Below are 16,307 nucleotides of genomic sequence, written 5' to 3' on the forward strand. Positions count from 1 at the left end.
CTTAAATTTTATTTATCATTTATAGCTAAATTATCAACTTGCTATAGTAGCGAGTGCGGCAGCATTAAGGAGTAACGATTGAGTATCAGTTTTCGTTAATGGTCGATTAAAGTAATATCCTTGATGGGTATAACAATCGTTGGCAATCAACCAATCTTTTGTTTGTGCGTTTTCAACACCTTCAGCAATAACACCTAAATTTAACATTTTACATAACCCTATAATCGCTTTAACAATTTTAGCTGTATCATCATCAGATAAAACATCTTTAATAAAGCTACGATCTATTTTTATGTAATCTAACGGCATTCTTCTTAATAAATTTAAAGATGAGTATCCTGTACCAAAATCATCTAGAGCAATTAAAAAGCCAGCTTTTTGAAGTTTTTTCAAATTTTTGCCCGCAATAGTAGGATCTTCAATAAAAGCGGTTTCAGTAACCTCTAGAGTAAACCACGTCGGTGATATATCTTTACTGGCAAATAAGGTAATAACTTGATCAGAAAAATCGTGGAAGTGTAACTGCTTAGCAGACAGATTTATCGCGATCCTTTGAGGTTGCTTAATAAGCCCTACTTTAACCCATTGACTCACCGTTTTGATAGCTTCATAAAATAACCACAATGAGAATTCATAGATTAAGTTATTATCTTCAACAAGTTTAATAAATGTATCAGGACCTATATGACCTAAAATATCATTATTCCATCGCGAAAGTACCTCAAATCCTGATATTTTATTTGAATTAATGTTTACTTGTGGTTGAAATACAATGGTAAATTCATTTTTTGATGGGTTATTTAAACTTTCACGAAGCCTGTTTAGCATAGTGATATTATGTTCAAGCTGACTATCATAAAAATAAAATTGATTTCGCCCTAATTCTTTCGCTTTATATAAGGCTAAATCCGCTTTATTTAACATATCTGTTGGAGTATGAAGCATCTTATCTTCATCGGTCATTGCAATACCAATACTACAAGACATAGCTATAGGATGCTCATCTACTGTAAAGGGTAAGTGCACAGCATTCACAATTTTTTGAGCGATTGAAGCAAGCACATGAATTGTTTTTATATCAGTAAAAATAATAGCAAACTCATCTCCTCCCAGACGAGCAATGGTATCTTCATTTCTTACCGTTGATGCCAAGCGTGAAGCCACTTCTTGAATAACTTTGTCGCCAACAGGGTGGCCTAAGGTATCATTAATATTTTTAAACTTATCTAAATCTAAAAACATCAATGCCGTAATACCATGCCGACTAGAACGCGACAATGCTACCGCTAATCGGTCATTAAAAAAGCTCCGATTAGACAAGCCCGTTAAATGATCATAATTAGCCATTTTTTCTAATTTTTCTGCATGGAGATAACTCTCTGAAATGTCATGCAAGGTCAATATAAAACCAGTTAACTCACATTTATCATTAAATAAACCAATGGCATTAATAGACACCCATAAATTAGATTGATCAATTCTTTTTAATTGTATTTCTCCTGTATAGTTTTTGGCGTAAAAAGTGACTCTTTGTATAGTAGGTAATATTTCTTGAATGTCAGATTGATGTAAACAAGAGAGCCAACCTTGCTCTTTTGAGTCTTTAATATGTTGTCCTGTATATCGTCCCCATGTTTCATTTACATAAGAACACCGCCAATGCTTATCTAGTTGTAAAATAGCCATAGGAACAACACTGGTTAAGGCATTAAATCGTTGTAAACTCGAAAAATAATCTTGTGCTGTAATTTCCGCATCATATTTTTCGTTCAGCATTACCCCAAAACATTGAGTGCCTAAATATTCTATTTCAAACAACTGAATATCAACCTTAACTGATTGGTAAGAATTGTGTTCAAACTTAACATCACACCACTGTTCTTTATTTAAGTGTCCAAGAAAGCCATATTTATTAATTGTATTAAGTAAAGCTGTTGCAACGCTCGGTATAGATTTTTCGAGTAGCTTATCCATAGTAGGCCAGCCACGTTCAATATTTGAATGAAATAATTTCTGTGAAGCCGAGTTAGCTTTCAATACTTTGAATTCGTCATTAAATATAAACGTTGGGTGAAAAGTGTTTTTTAATAAAGACTCTACAGCTTTTCTATCATTACCTATGTTTGTTTGGGGGAGTTTAACGGGGTAAAGTTCAGTGCCTTTGATTGAATGTTCGAACGACTTTAAAGAAGAGGCAACGAGTGATGTAATATCAGGTAATTTTTGAGTGACTTTAGATAGCTTCACATTAACTAATAAAATTACGGCGTAAATCCCTAACTCGTCCTTAATAGGAATATAGCGTATATTATTGATATTTTTGTTATTTAATACATTTGAATTGTGAAGGTTACTGTTTTTATCAAAAAATAGTGTTTCTCCTGTACAAGCTTGCTCAAAGAAGTTTCGTTCTAAATGGCGAGTTAATTTAATAACATCTTTTTCAGGTAAATCGAGAGAATTAATAACAACCTTTGTTTCTAAATGCACAAAGTTCGGTTTTACTGTAGTACTGACCACAAAACCCAAAGCAAACTCCGCATTGTTTAATTCAACAAATGCTTCAATACATTCTTTAAAAATATAATGGCTTATACTATTCATACTTAGATTTTCAACCTAATTTCATCCTTGGATAACATAAAACATAGCGCTAAAGTTAAAGCGCTTCTCTGTATTTTAAAGTTAATTACTTACATATTAGTGTATATCAGTGAAAAAGCGAGAAAGTAGAGCTTTTCATTACAATTTATTTGAATACGCATTTTTAGCTCGTCATAACTATTTATAAGCTTGTAAAGAAAATGAATAACCACTTAACTTTCATGATTTAAAGAGGACATACTTATAAATAAAAATCATATACTTACAGCTTTAAATCACAACTAAAAGTTAATGAATTATAAATAATTAAAGTCGACGCTAGAGTTAAATAGAGTATTACTGGAAAATAAATAATAAAAAGCTAAAATGTAACTCTTTATTTTTTAGGTACGATCATGAAAAACACCCAACTACACTCTGTTTTCACTGCAATTGACGATATTAATTCCGAAGATCCTAATACCACAATTGTTAACGGAAAAACTCAACCTAAAGAATTATTATATGGTCAGTACATGAGTGCATGTATTAATCAATATTGGCCAGAAGCCAATGAACTATTACAAATAGCGGTTCGTGCACAACATATCAAACGCTGGCACCTAAAACGAACTGAATTTGATGTGGGTAAAGCAGGTTATTTAAAATGGCGAATTGAGCAAGGTAAGTTTCACGCAGAATTAACTAAAAATATTATGATTGAACATGGATATTCTGAAGAAGATGCAGAAACTACGGCCAAGCTATTACGCAAAGAAAAAATCAAATCAAACCCTGATACTCAAACTTTAGAAGATGTTGCTTGTTTGGTGTTTTTACAGCATTACTTTGATGAGTTTGCAGCAAAACATACCGAAGAAAAAATCATTCGAATATTACAACTTACGTGGCGAAAAATGTCAGACCAAGGGCATGAAATAGCGCTTAAGCTAACACTACCTGAACATTTAGCCGCTTTAGTAGGTAAAGCCTTAGCATAATTTTTGTATTTAGATTGCAAACTAACAAACTCTAGACTATTTATTTGCTTGCTCGTTTAGCAATAGGTAGTCTATAAACGAAAATGGCTGGCCCTATCATTAGAACAATAACTAAAACCTTTAACCATATATTGCCCAGCATGTAACACGACCACGCCCCAGCTAACGCCATAGAACATAAAGAAATCATTTTAGACTTTTGCGATATAGATCGTGAATCTTGCCAATCTTTGATCAACTGACCAAACAATTTACTGTTTAATAATTTGTTATGAAAATAAGGTGACGACTTTGCAAAGCACCCTGCTGCTACCAACAAAAATGGCGTTGTCGGTAGCAATGGCAAAACAGCGCCTAAAATAGCTAAAAAAACAAATATACAGCCAGTGCTTTTTAAAAGAAAATTTTGAATAGATAACCTCATATCTCATCAATAAATCTATACCTTTAAGTATAGCTAAAAAGAAAGCCGCTTCAATAGCTCCGTTTGTTATAATCAACTAAGCTTATCGTTCTGTATTCCAACTAAATAAATAAGAACCTAAAATTAAAAACAATGAACACATAGCTACCAAGCACCATATGTGAAAACTAATATCAGCCAAACTAGCCCCTTCCGTAATAATTTTACGTGCTCCTGTCACAATATGAGTTAAAGGCAAGAAATTAGAAAACATTTGAATCGCACTTGGCGCTCCTTCTAAGCTAAACCAAACACCTGATAATAACATCATAGGCCATGAGGTTAAGTTTAATAAACCACCAATGAGCTCTTCACTTTTACTCCTGCTCGCCACTAAAAGTCCCAAGGTTATTAAGCTAAAAGCACCTAAAGCGCCAATAATAAAAAGATCTAAATAGCTACCTAACATGTAAAAATCGAAAAAAACGTTACAACCAATATAAACAACACTCGACATAAACATAACAATAAACAATCGCGATACAAGTTGGGCTGACACAAATTCAAAAGCGGATAAAGGAGTTGCCTTCAAGCGTTTTAACACTGAGTTTTTTCTGTACCTAACAATAACGTAGCCAACACCAAACAAGCAGCTAAACATCATATTCATACCTAAAATACCAGGTAAAACCCAATCAACATATCTAATAGGCTTTCCTTGTGTAGTTAAACGCTGATAGTTTGTATGTTCACTTTGAAATATTTTTTCCACTAAATAGCTATTAGGCGCACCTTCATTTACCCAATATTTCTTTAGGGTAAAATCTACTAAAAAATCAATTCCATGATGCTCAAGTTTAGTGGTAGCTAACGCCACATCGTTATAGTTAACAAAGTCTATGTGTTTGGTTTTAATAAAGTTTGATTGTGCTGTAGGTAAATTAATCACCCCTACTTTATAAACACCACGACCATCTCCTGAAAAAACAAACGACAAGCCCGCGAGCATTAATACAGGAAAAAGTAAATTCCATCCTAAAGAAGATCTGTCTCTAAAGAACTCAAGATTACGGGCCTTTACTACGGCTAAAAATCGCTTAAAATTCATCAATTAATCCCTCAAAGAATAGCCCGTTAGTTTTAAAAACAAATCATCTAAATTAGCTGACTTCACATGTAATCCTTCTAATGAAACGTTATTCTCAATTAATAGCGTTAAAGTTTTTTCCACATGTTGTGTCGTTATTTCGACTCTATCGCCTTGTACTTCACCATCAAACTTATCAATTAACTCAACACTGAGGTGTATTGCAGGCAAGTAAATAAAAATGCTTTCAAAGTGCTTATTTAATAGGGTTTCAGGTGTACCCGATTCAATAATTTTACCGTGATCCATAATTACCACTTCATCACACAGCTGTTCGGCTTCGTCCATATAATGCGTGGTTAAAATAATGGTTTTATCTTCTGCTTTAATATTTTTAATAAGTTGCCAAAAGTTACGTCGTGCTTGTGGATCTAAACCTGTAGTTGGTTCGTCGAGGAAAATAATTTCAGGATCATTAATCAAAGCAAGTGCTAGCAATAATCGTTGCCTTTGCCCCCCCGAAAGTAATCGATTATTTTTATTTAAAAATTCACTTAAATCGCACAACTCAATAAGTTTATTTTGAGGTACCGTTTTATCATAAAAAGCAGCAAATAAATTTAATGTTTCTTTTACTGTTAAAAAATCTTGTAGTGCAGTATTTTGAAATTGAATACCTATTTGTTGAGAAATAGACGGGTCAACGTCCTTGCCGTTATAAAGGACATTGCCTTTAGTAGCGGGAATAATACCTTCCATTATTTCAATCGTGGTTGTTTTTCCTGCTCCATTAGGACCCAACAGTCCAAAACAATGACCTTTTTTTATTGAAAAACTCACATCGTCCACAGCATTCAATTCACCATACTGTTTTACTAAGCTTTCAACTTTTATCACTTCCTGCATATTTTTTCCTGTTGTCAAACCACAAACGAGTTATATAAAAACAAAATATCTTATTTGCTCTGCTTTTGATAATAGCTTTGTGTAAATTGAATTAAATGATTATTAAATGCTTTTTTACCTGTAAATCCATAAGATTCAGCTAGGTTTGAAATTTCTTTCCGTTGGAATATTTTACTAATAATAGGGGCCATAGCGGGATCAAAAGGCATTATCATTTGATGCTGTAACCATTTATGTAAATGATAAACACAAACACTATATTGACGTTTTTTAGTAAAAAAATCTTCTATAGCTTTTAAATCTGAGTTATTCAATATAGGCAAAGAAGATAATGGACAATACGTCATAATTTGCCAAACAAGATCTGGCATCAGCTCTTTATATTGCTCAGCTAATAAGTAGTCAAAACTCTGATAAAAACTATTTTCAATTTTATCGAGGTATTCACTGTGTTGTTGATTAATGACTTTTAAGAGTAACGCCGAATGTTCACCGCTGGCTTTATCTTTAGTAAAACCTATGCGAGCAATTTTATAGTCTTGCTTTTGCCAAAAGTTAAGTAGAGATTTATTTGCACCAAAACTTGTTCCAACAAAGTCTACTTTCGTTTGTTTAGCATATTCTTCAATACGCGATAAAAACACACTACCTAAACCTTTCTCTTGTAGCTCTGGCACAATAGCAATACGCATAACTCTTAAATATGAATAGTTAAAACTACTCTCTTCACCGCAATGCGTGAGCAATGATTGTGGAATAAACTGATCTTTTAAACGTCTTTGATTCGTCTGAATTAACCCTTTTAATTGTTCATTTGCATTTGAACCTTCTTTTAATAATAAGGCGACACCCAGTAATTGCTTTTTATACGACAGAGTCACTAAAGTAATGTTGTTGTTATCAAGCAATAATCTAAGGTCGTTGGGCGACGTTTGATAATGTGCGGTAACCAGCACTGCAAAAACTTGCTCTAAAAGTAACTCGTTCAACATTAAAGCCTCTGTACTTACCTGTTCAAACTCAAGAGTTCTTTGCTCATTAATATTTGAAGATAACAACTGCGGCAATGAAAAATTTTCAGGTAACGGTGGCACCTCAGCATTCAACAAACAAAGTTCATAAATAAAAGTTTCAACAGGATCATTTTCTGCCCACCTAATTGGCTGACTAATATTTAAGGTTTTACCTTCAGGATATTTTTGTACGACATGCTTTTGAAATTTTAATGTAAAACTTCTGCCTGCTCCCTCGTATCCATGAACCGTACTAGCAAAAACCATTCGATGATGTTTCGCCAATAATTGATTTAAAAAATACAAAGGTATCGAAGCGGCTTCATCCACTAAAACTAAATTAAACACAGTTTTAGTTTTTATTAATTCATCTACAGCAATAAATTGTACATAACCGTTTTTATGCTCTAATTGGTTGGCATCCATACGAGTTTTATTTTTTTGCGCTAAACTTTTTGCTAGCTGCATAAAAAACACATCTAAAGATTTTCTATGAGTCGCCGTAATAGCTATCCTTAATTCAGACTTTGTATTATCTAATAAGTGAGCACATGCTATAGCTAAAGCTGATGACTTACCTCTTCCTCGATCGGCTGTTAATATTAAAGGCCTATTTCTATGACCTTTTACCACTTGGATAATATGTTTGACTGCAATGAATTGTTCTTCAGTTACGCAGTTCATTGCTATAGGATATTTTTTGAAAACAGTTGGATGAGTTACTGATTTTGGTATAAAGCTGTTTTCTATATTTAAACGACTTGAATCAACTTCTTTTATAATTTTAAAGGTCGAATCATTAAATATTTTATTAGCCAAACGTTGATTGAAGAAGCTATTTTTAAAAAAGCTTGAGTCCTCTATCTTGTTAGGTAAAACGATAAAAAGAACACCTCCCGCAACCAAGGTTCCAGATAAGGCAGCCAAAGCATCTACATTAAGCTCTTCACTATAAAAAACGACAAAATGACTTTCTGTGCCTAGCTGATTTCTATACGTTTGTTTATTTACATTGCCCCGTTTTAAATTATCGCTGTAAATATACCAACGTTTAGTTTGCTTATCTTTTTCCTCTTCAACAAAAGGATATGAATCAATTTTTTTAAGTAACGAATTAGCCCATTGCTCACTTCCTTGTAAAATAACTAGCTGCCTCTTAAAACAATTAAAAGCATTTATAGATACGTTATTTATCCACGAAGAAAAGTTGGTTAGAGTCATTTATGTACATCTAGAATATTAAATCAACATTTAGTTTATCAAGCTATTAAAAATATCTAAACAAACATAAATAAATTATTGATATTCAAATTTGAAAAGTTATAATTTTTTACCTATGTTCAAAGTATAAAGTTGTAAAAATTTAGGTGTTATATGAGTGATGATCTAGATAGTAGTGATGAAATAGATAGCATTGACGAAAGTGATTATGATAAAGATCTAGCAAAAGGAACAAAAGCAGAGCGTAACAGCAAAGTAAGAAGACGTATCGACGACCTTTTAGAAAGAAAACGCTTGAAAGAATTATTAGACGATAGCGATGATTGGGAGTTATAAAAAGCAAAATACACTATATAATCAATACCTTTAACCCCCCTTATTATTTTTATTATCCTTAGTATCTAAAGCTGATAAAATAGTAAAAAATCATTTGAATTAACTTAATGAATTTACTCGAAAAACTAAAATGTTTACTCACCTTTGGTCAAGGGGTCGCTCTACCTTTACCTGATATTTCTTCAGAAACCGATCCATTAGCATTATTTGAGCAGTGGTTTAACGATGCCCAAAAATCGGGAATATTGTTACCTGAATCTATGTCGATCAGTACTTGTGATACAAACGGTCAGCCACGTTCTAGAATGGTATTACTTAAAGAATATAATGCTGATGGTTTTGTTTTTTATACAAACTATGGCAGCAGTAAAAGCCAAGAATTAGAAGCAAATAATAAAATATCACTGCTCTTTCATTGGAATGTTTTACAACGCCAAATTCGTATAGAGGGTGAAGTATCAAAAACATCGGCCGAGCAATCTAAACGGTATTTCCATAGCCGAGATAGGGGTAGCCAAATTGGTGCTTGGGCGTCTAAACAAAGTACTAAGTTAATATCTTCTGATGAGTTAAAAGAACGTGAAGCTTATTATAAGAAGAAGTTCGCAGGTTTAGCTGAAATTCCTTACCCTGAGTTTTGGGGTGGTTGGAATGTTAAACCTACTTATATTGAATTCTGGCAAGGTAGAGCGAGTAGATTGCATGATAGGATCTGCTTTGAAAAAAATGACAATGCATGGACTCACTTCAAACGTCACCCATAGCAATTTGAATTTATTACACACATAATAAAAAACTAAGATAATAATCTTAGGGCAATAAAAAACGCAAACAGTAATGTTTGCGTTTTTTGTTTTATAACACGTTAATAATTCTTTAACGCTTAGTTGCTTTAACCGCCAACTAAGGCTAATAAAATCCCCGCAGCAACTGCAGAACCTAGTACACCAGCAACATTTGGTCCCATAGCATGCATTAACAAGAAGTTATGCGGATTAGCTTCTAAGCCAACCTTATTTGCTACACGAGCCGCCATAGGTACAGCAGAAACACCTGCAGCACCAATTAAGGGGTTGATAGGGTCTTTACTCACTTTATTCATAAACTTAGCCATCAGTACACCTGATGCAGTACCAATTGAGAATGCAACAGCACCTAAGCCTAAAATACCTAAGGTTTCCACGTTTAAAAACGCATGAGCACTTAATTTAGAACCAACACCTAAACCTAAAAATATCGTCGTAATGTTAATTAATTCGTTTTGAGCTGTTGTACTTAAACGATCAACAACACCCGATTCACGCATTAAGTTACCTAAACAGAACATACCAACCAACGGAGTAGCTGACGGTAAAAAGAATATTGTCATTAGCAACACACCTAATGGGAATATAATTTTTTCTATCTTAGTAACATGGCGAAGTTGAGCCATTTCAATTTTACGTTCATCAACACTGGTTAAAGCGCGCATAATTGGTGGTTGAATAATAGGAACAAGCGCCATGTATGAATACGCGGCAACAGCGATAGCCCCCAATAATTCAGGCGCTAGCTTAGAAGCTAAAAATATTGCTGTAGGCCCATCGGCACCACCAATAATCGCAATAGCAGAAGCGTCTTTCAGTGTAAATTCAATACCTGGGATCGCATTTAAAGCAATAGCACCAAATAAAGTAGCAAATATACCAAACTGAGCAGCAGCACCTAAAAACAACATTTTAGGGTTAGCAATAAGCGCCCCAAAGTCTGTCATGGCACCTACCCCCATAAATATAATGAGAGGGAATATACCCGTATCAATACCTGCGTAGTAGATATAATGTAATAATCCACCCACTTCTGAAAAACCAGCAACAGGAATATTCGTTAATATTGCACCGAATCCCATAGGAAGTAACAATAAAGGTTCAAAATTGCGAGCAATGGCTAAATACAATAAGCCACAACCCACCAGCATCATTACCACTTGGCCAACTTCAAAGTTAGCTAAGCCAGTAGACAACCATAATGTATGTAATGCTTCCATTATTTCACCTATGTCAAACTTAGTAAGGTGTCGCCAACTGTTACAGAGTCACCCTCTCTAACGTGTACAGCAACAATTTCACCTGCGCTTACAGCACGAATTTCTGTTTCCATTTTCATTGCTTCCATCACAATAACAACTTCACCAGCTTCAACCGTTTCACCTTCATTCACTAACACTTTAAAAATGTTACCTGCTAATGGTGCATTTAGTGTTTCTGCAGCACTAACCGACGTTGACTGCTTAAGCATTTCACCACCGGGAGCATGTGAAACACTTTCAAGGCTTCCACCTGGAGCAACAACAACATCATAAACTTTACCGTCTACGCTTACCGCATAATTCTCAGTAGGCTTATCTTCTTTCGATGCTGGAGCAGAAGCTTTAGCTGATTCTTTAGTAGGAACCGGTTCAAAAGCAGATGGATTGTTACGGTTTTCTAAAAACTTCAAACCAATTTGCGGGAATAATGCATAAGTTAATACATCATCAATTTCATCATCAGCTAGCGTGATTGACTTCTCTTTCGCTAAATTAGATAACTCAATTGATAAAGCGTCCATTTCTGGTTCAATTAAATCAGCAGGACGACATGTAATGGCTTCAGTACCATCAAGTACTTTAGCTTGTAGCTCAGCATCAACAGGAGAAGCAGTAGCGCCATATTCGCCTTTTAAGATACCAGCAGTTTCTTTTGTAATAGACTTATAACGTTCGCCTGTAAGTACGTTTAGTACGGCTTGTGTTCCAACAATTTGAGATGTAGGAGTAACTAAAGGAATATTACCTAAGTCTTTACGTACACGAGGGATCTCTTTTAATACTTCATCAAATTTATCTGATGCGCCTTGCTCTTTTAATTGGCTTTCCATGTTAGTTAACATGCCACCAGGTACTTGAGCTAGGAGAATACGAGCATCTACACCTTTTAAGCTACCTTCAAATTTTGCATACTTTTCACGTACGTCTCTAAAATATGCAGCTACTTCAGCCATTTTAACTACGTCTAAGCCTGAATCACGTGGCGTACCATCAACAATAGATGCGATAGTTTCTGTTGGTGAATGCCCATATGTTTGGCTCATTGAAGAAATTGAAGTATCAATTACATCAATACCCGCATCAATTGCTTTCATGTGTGTTGCAACACTTAAGCCTGTTGTAGCATGACAATGTAATGAAATAGGTAAAGCTACTGTTTCTTTTAATTTACCAATTAACTCAGCTGCAAAGTAAGGTTTGAGTAATCCAGACATATCTTTAATACATAAAGAGTGAGCGCCCATATCTTCTAACTTTTTGGCCATAGTTAACCAGCCTTCAAGCGTATGAACAGGGCTTTCGGTATAACTTAATGTTCCTTGAGCATGTGCTCCAACTTTAACCGCAGCTTTAATTGATGTTTCTAAGTTACGAACATCATTCATAGCATCAAAAATACGGAAAACGTCAACACCATTTACGTGTGCACGCTCTACAAATTTTTCTACTACGTCATCAGCATAATGGCGGTAACCTAAAATGTTTTGTCCACGAAATAACATTTGTTGTTTCGTTTTAGGCATCGCTTTTTTCAGGGCACGAATACGCTCCCAAGGATCTTCACCTAAATAACGAATACATGAGTCGAAAGTTGCTCCACCCCATGACTCGATTGACCAATACCCAATTTCATCTAATGTAGAAGCAATGGGTAGCATATCTTCAAGGCGTAATCTTGTCGCTAATAGTGATTGATGACCGTCACGTAGAACGACCTCAGTGATACCTAAAGGCTTTGACATGAATATGCTCCTATCTATTTTTAATTATGTTGACTACGATATTTTGAAACAGCCGAAGATATAGCAGCAACTACACTTGGCGAAACACTATCTGTAGACTTGTTCGAAGCTTTATTAGCTCTCGATGATTTAGTTTGAGGTATAGCATCCGGATATTTAATTGCTAACTTAGCTAATACAGCGTTAATAAACACTACCAATAAACCAAGAAATGCAAAAACAAAAACCATACCAGCAAGCATTAATGTGCCTGCTTCAATAAATAATTCGTTTAGATGTTCCATTTTATAACCTCAGGTCACTCTAAAGATAATTAGAATAATCACTCCAATAACTAAAAACAAATTGTTTTTTCTATTTTCAGAAAAATAACATTTAGTCAATAGCATAAAATACTTAATATTCACTATTATTGATAATTATTCAGAACATAGTATTACAAAAAACAAATTGTATACAATTTAGCGTCAACAGAAACAAGAGCTATAGAGGATAATTTTATTTTTGTATACAATATACATAAGACGTATCTGTAATCATAATTATTCATATTTATGTGAATAAAATTTACTATATAAACGATGTTTTTCGTATTAAGTGTTCATTAAATATGATTAATCAATCAGAAAAGAATAACCTAACTTACTGTAATAATTTTAGGCTTAGCTATGACATGCAACCAATACAACTTATCTGCTCGTATCAGTCATTAAATATTAAATAGGATAACTTTATTATTTTTATGAGCGCTATATAAGCTAATCAACTTAACATTAACCCCAACTCGGGTTAATAAATGTTAGAGAATGAATTAAAACTCTTATTTATCAAAAAATTAATATGTATCGTTGTTTCCCTAAGTTATATTAACCTCTCAACATTGATATTTTTCTGTATAGAAGGGATTTTTCTATCTATATAGCTGACGATTAGTAATAAATTCAACGAAGTTAGGCGTAAAAATAGCTTGTTGAGTAACTTTGCTTATCCCGAAGTAAGGTTAACATTATTAACTTCATAAATTTTAGGCGAAAAAAAACCAGTCATAAGACTGGTTTTCTTTTTAAAGTGGCGGACGCGGCAGGAGTCGAACCTGCGACCGCCTGGTTCGTAGCCAGGTACTCTATCCAGCTGAGCTACGCGTCCGCAATAAACTTGTTTTGTATCTACGTTAAAAGATAAATGTTCACCGTATTCTCGGTCTTTTATGTTTAGCCACTTAAAAGAAAAGTGGCGGACGCGGCAGGAGTCGAACCTGCGACCGCCTGGTTCGTAGCCAGGTACTCTATCCAGCTGAGCTACGCGTCCGTAATAAACTTTTTTTATATCTACGTTAAAAGATATTTTCTTCACAACCATTATAAATAATGGCGGAGAGGGAGGGATTCGAACCCTCGATCCGGGATAAACCAGATACTCCCTTAGCAGGGGAGCGCCTTCGGCCACTCGGCCACCTCTCCAATGGACGCGAATATTAATAGATATAAAAAATAAGTCAAACGTTTTTTGTAGATTTATTTCTGTTTGGTGAGATTTCAGGCAAGACGTTTAATTTTCAGCCATAAATATACAAAAAGCCGACAACAGCCGGCTTTTAAGATTTATCAGAATTAACTATCTGTTTGCTCTGCGTTGCCTTTTTCAGATTGAATTCTCATATAAATTTCTTCTCGGTGTACTGAAATTTCTTTTGGGGCATTTACACCTATTCTTACTTGGTTGCCTTTAACACCTAAAACAGTAACGGTAACTTCGTCACCAATCATAAGAGTTTCGCCTACACGACGCGTTAATATTAACATATTGATTTCCTTTTTATTTAATTCGGGATCCACTAAAGATTTATAAGCTAGTAATAAATTTAAATTTAGTCTAAAAATTATAATAAAGCACTATATCTATTCAAAAAACTTTAAATTTTTTCTAAAAAAGCATTTTAATATTTAAATACCACTAATATATCCAAATATTAATAACAAAATTAAAGCAACAGTAAGTACATATATTATTATTGTGTATATTAACAAGCTTATCGTTGCAATAAACACCAAAATTTCTATTTTTTGTATAATATTTTATAAACGTCTTAAAAATAGTTGTAGCAAACACACCAAATAAATGTAATTGACTATCATGTAGAGTAAAACTCCAACTCTAAGTTGAACAATTTATAATTCCAATTACTCTAAGTTCCCATTGAGTATGAATGGTACTAAGTATTAGGATAATACTCTTTTATACCTCTCCTCTCCCCTTATAACTTTAACTATAAATATAATAAAAGTTATAATCACACCTAAGCAACTGATAACAAACAAAAAAAATAAAAAAATAAATACTATTACTAAATATTACAAAGATAATTCCATCTAATTATTACAAAAGTTATACATTTGAAAAACGTCAAAAAAAAACAATAAAACACAAATAAATCAGCAACATAAAATATAAATAAACTCTGGTATCAATAATGCTATACAACATCTAATTAACAATGTGGATGTACGCTATGTCTCTAGATACAAATACTCGACAAGAAAAAGACTTACTTGGTATGGCTAACGTTCCAGCTAATGCCTTGTATGGCATTCAAACGCACCGAGCAATTGAAAACTTCACTTTAAGTGGTGTTCCTATTAATCACTTTCCTGAAATGATTAAGGCACTCGCTATGGTAAAACAAGCTTGTGCTATAGCAAATAATCAACTTGGTTTATTACCCACTGAAAAGTTCAACGCGATAGTAGTCGCTTGCGAAGATTTAAAACAAGGTAAGAATCATGATTCTTTTCTTGTTGATATGATCCAAGGCGGTGCTGGTACTTCCACCAATATGAATGCAAATGAAGTTATTGCTAACCTTGCTCTTAAAAACCTTGGTCATTCATTAGCAGATTACAAATACCTTCACCCAAATGATGATGTTAATCTTTCACAATCAACGAATGATGTTTATCCAACAGCAGTACGCTTATCTATTTTAATGAGCCACGGTGCCTTAGTGGAGTCGCTAAAGTCATTACGAAACGCTATGACAGTTAAAGCTAACGAGTTCACTCATGTAATTAAAATGGGTAGAACGCAATTACAAGACGCTGTACCTATGTCGTTAGGTCAAGAGTTTCAATCTTTCGCTTCCACTTTAACTGAAGATGTAGATCGAATAGCTCACTTATCTGAGTTATTAACAGAAATCAACTTAGGTGGTACGGCAATTGGTACTGGCATCAATGCTCACCACGAATTTGGCGAAATATCAGTTAAAGCATTACGTGAATTATCAGGTTTCCCTATGGTATTAGCCAGTGACTTAATCGAAGCAAGTTCGGACATGGGTGCCTTCGTATTGTTTTCGAGCATGTTGAAACGTCTGTCGATCAAACTATCAAAAATTGCCAACGACTTACGTTTATTAAGTATGGGACCTCGCGCAGGTTTAGGTGAAATAAATTTACCGGCACAACAACCGGGTAGCTCTATTATGCCTGGCAAGATTAATCCCGTTATTCCAGAAGCAGTATCCCAAGTAGCTTACAAAATAATTGGTCATGACTTATCAGTCACTATGGCTGCAGAGGCTGGTCAATTACAGCTAAACGCTATGGAACCTTTAATTGCTTATAGCGTACTAGATTCTATTGCTCTACTTACAAGAGCAATGCATATGTTTGAGCATAAATGTATCAGCGGTATTACAGCCAATGAAGAACATTGCCGTGCTCAAGTTAACAATAGTATTGGCATTATTACCGCTGTGAGTCCGTATATTGGCTACGAAAATGCTTCTCGCATTGCAAAACTAGCCTTAAATAGTGGTAAAGCCGTTTTAGATATAGTGAGAGAAGAAGCTCTTCTTAGCGAAGATAGATTACTTGAAATAACCGATATAAAAAACCTTATAAACCCAGTAGTAAAATAATCTTTAATTAATATAAAAAAAAAGGAAG

General features: G+C 34.2%; 13 protein-coding genes and 3 tRNA genes. 4 read left to right on the forward strand and 12 right to left on the reverse strand.

What is annotated here, in order from left to right:
* Positions 1–33: 33 nt before the first annotated feature.
* Positions 34–2,604, reverse strand: coding sequence for an EAL domain-containing protein (locus ACM9HF_RS07995; protein ID WP_473616995.1), 2,571 nt, complete (start codon positions 2,602–2,604; stop codon positions 34–36).
* Between the two features lie 395 nt (positions 2,605–2,999).
* Between ACM9HF_RS07995 and ACM9HF_RS08000 the strand changes: the two genes are divergently transcribed.
* A complete protein-coding gene (locus ACM9HF_RS08000; protein ID WP_473617000.1) occupies positions 3,000–3,584 on the forward strand; it encodes a DUF4202 domain-containing protein in 585 nt (194 codons plus the stop codon).
* A gap of 40 nt (positions 3,585–3,624) precedes the next feature.
* Here ACM9HF_RS08000 and ACM9HF_RS08005 read toward each other — a convergent pair whose 3' ends face one another.
* From ACM9HF_RS08005 to ACM9HF_RS08020, 4 genes are all read right to left on the reverse strand, one after another.
* Positions 3,625–4,008: a YbaN family protein gene (locus tag ACM9HF_RS08005; protein ID WP_473617004.1), complete on the reverse strand. Its 384-nt coding sequence runs from the start codon at positions 4,006–4,008 to the stop codon at positions 3,625–3,627.
* A gap of 82 nt (positions 4,009–4,090) precedes the next feature.
* Positions 4,091–5,095, reverse strand: coding sequence for an ABC transporter permease (locus ACM9HF_RS08010; RefSeq protein WP_473617008.1), 1,005 nt, complete (start codon positions 5,093–5,095; stop codon positions 4,091–4,093).
* 3 nt (positions 5,096–5,098) lie between these two features.
* On the reverse strand, positions 5,099–5,980 hold the full coding sequence (locus ACM9HF_RS08015; RefSeq protein ID WP_473617011.1) for an ABC transporter ATP-binding protein: 882 nt from the start codon (positions 5,978–5,980) through the stop codon (positions 5,099–5,101).
* A 50-nt stretch (positions 5,981–6,030) separates the two neighbouring features.
* Complete coding sequence (locus ACM9HF_RS08020; protein WP_473617015.1) at positions 6,031–8,214, reverse strand: tRNA(Met) cytidine acetyltransferase TmcA domain-containing protein; 2,184 nt, start codon at positions 8,212–8,214, stop codon at positions 6,031–6,033.
* A 153-nt stretch (positions 8,215–8,367) separates the two neighbouring features.
* On the opposite strand from ACM9HF_RS08020, the gene ACM9HF_RS08025 reads away from it, so the two are divergent.
* Both ACM9HF_RS08025 and pdxH read left to right on the forward strand, forming a co-directional pair.
* A complete protein-coding gene (locus ACM9HF_RS08025) occupies positions 8,368–8,550 on the forward strand; it encodes a PA3496 family putative envelope integrity protein (protein WP_077340779.1) in 183 nt (60 codons plus the stop codon).
* 107 nt (positions 8,551–8,657) lie between these two features.
* Positions 8,658–9,314 (forward strand): pyridoxamine 5'-phosphate oxidase, encoded by a 657-nt coding sequence (gene pdxH / locus ACM9HF_RS08030; protein ID WP_473617020.1) that lies wholly within the window; start codon positions 8,658–8,660, stop codon positions 9,312–9,314.
* 128 nt (positions 9,315–9,442) lie between these two features.
* Here the strand turns inward: pdxH and ACM9HF_RS08035 are convergent, their stop codons facing one another.
* From ACM9HF_RS08035 to csrA, 7 genes are all read right to left on the reverse strand, one after another.
* On the reverse strand, positions 9,443–10,576 hold the full coding sequence (locus ACM9HF_RS08035; protein ID WP_076419292.1) for a sodium ion-translocating decarboxylase subunit beta: 1,134 nt from the start codon (positions 10,574–10,576) through the stop codon (positions 9,443–9,445).
* A gap of 8 nt (positions 10,577–10,584) precedes the next feature.
* On the reverse strand, positions 10,585–12,360 hold the full coding sequence (gene oadA / locus ACM9HF_RS08040) for a sodium-extruding oxaloacetate decarboxylase subunit alpha (RefSeq protein ID WP_473617025.1): 1,776 nt from the start codon (positions 12,358–12,360) through the stop codon (positions 10,585–10,587).
* Positions 12,361–12,380: 20 nt separating this feature from the next.
* The gene (locus ACM9HF_RS08045) at positions 12,381–12,644 is read right to left on the reverse strand and encodes an OadG family protein (protein ID WP_077340785.1); all 264 of its coding nucleotides are present in this window, start codon (positions 12,642–12,644) and stop codon (positions 12,381–12,383) included.
* Positions 12,645–13,429: 785 nt separating this feature from the next.
* A tRNA-Arg gene (locus ACM9HF_RS08050) sits at positions 13,430–13,506 on the reverse strand.
* Between the two features lie 85 nt (positions 13,507–13,591).
* Positions 13,592–13,668, reverse strand: a tRNA-Arg gene (locus ACM9HF_RS08055).
* 60 nt (positions 13,669–13,728) lie between these two features.
* A tRNA-Ser gene (locus ACM9HF_RS08060) sits at positions 13,729–13,820 on the reverse strand.
* A 150-nt stretch (positions 13,821–13,970) separates the two neighbouring features.
* Positions 13,971–14,162, reverse strand: a complete 192-nt coding sequence (gene csrA, locus ACM9HF_RS08065; RefSeq protein ID WP_473617031.1) for a carbon storage regulator CsrA — start codon at positions 14,160–14,162, stop codon at positions 13,971–13,973.
* A gap of 707 nt (positions 14,163–14,869) precedes the next feature.
* Between csrA and ACM9HF_RS08070 the strand changes: the two genes are divergently transcribed.
* Complete coding sequence (locus ACM9HF_RS08070; RefSeq protein WP_473617034.1) at positions 14,870–16,279, forward strand: aspartate ammonia-lyase; 1,410 nt, start codon at positions 14,870–14,872, stop codon at positions 16,277–16,279.
* Positions 16,280–16,307: the final 28 nt, after the last annotated feature.

It is taken from the genome of Colwellia sp. RE-S-Sl-9, from assembly GCF_048296855.1.
In the GTDB taxonomy this organism is placed as follows: Bacteria; Pseudomonadota; Gammaproteobacteria; order Enterobacterales; family Alteromonadaceae; genus Pseudocolwellia.

What these genes read in the sequence shown, in the direction of transcription:
- ACM9HF_RS08045 (WP_077340785.1), bottom strand. Translation starts at nt 12,644, where the DNA reads ATGGAACATCTAAACGAATTATTTATTGAAGCAGGCACATTAATGCTT.
- ACM9HF_RS08005 (WP_473617004.1), bottom strand. Translation starts at nt 4,008, where the DNA reads ATGAGGTTATCTATTCAAAATTTTCTTTTAAAAAGCACTGGCTGTATA.
- pdxH (WP_473617020.1), top strand. Translation starts at nt 8,658, where the DNA reads ATGAATTTACTCGAAAAACTAAAATGTTTACTCACCTTTGGTCAAGGG.
- ACM9HF_RS07995 (WP_473616995.1), bottom strand. Translation starts at nt 2,604, where the DNA reads ATGAATAGTATAAGCCATTATATTTTTAAAGAATGTATTGAAGCATTT.
- ACM9HF_RS08000 (WP_473617000.1), top strand. Translation starts at nt 3,000, where the DNA reads ATGAAAAACACCCAACTACACTCTGTTTTCACTGCAATTGACGATATT.
- csrA (WP_473617031.1), bottom strand. Translation starts at nt 14,162, where the DNA reads ATGTTAATATTAACGCGTCGTGTAGGCGAAACTCTTATGATTGGTGAC.
- ACM9HF_RS08070 (WP_473617034.1), top strand. Translation starts at nt 14,870, where the DNA reads ATGTCTCTAGATACAAATACTCGACAAGAAAAAGACTTACTTGGTATG.
- ACM9HF_RS08025 (WP_077340779.1), top strand. Translation starts at nt 8,368, where the DNA reads ATGAGTGATGATCTAGATAGTAGTGATGAAATAGATAGCATTGACGAA.
- ACM9HF_RS08020 (WP_473617015.1), bottom strand. Translation starts at nt 8,214, where the DNA reads ATGACTCTAACCAACTTTTCTTCGTGGATAAATAACGTATCTATAAAT.
- ACM9HF_RS08010 (WP_473617008.1), bottom strand. Translation starts at nt 5,095, where the DNA reads ATGAATTTTAAGCGATTTTTAGCCGTAGTAAAGGCCCGTAATCTTGAG.
- ACM9HF_RS08035 (WP_076419292.1), bottom strand. Translation starts at nt 10,576, where the DNA reads ATGGAAGCATTACATACATTATGGTTGTCTACTGGCTTAGCTAACTTT.
- oadA (WP_473617025.1), bottom strand. Translation starts at nt 12,360, where the DNA reads ATGTCAAAGCCTTTAGGTATCACTGAGGTCGTTCTACGTGACGGTCAT.
- ACM9HF_RS08015 (WP_473617011.1), bottom strand. Translation starts at nt 5,980, where the DNA reads ATGCAGGAAGTGATAAAAGTTGAAAGCTTAGTAAAACAGTATGGTGAA.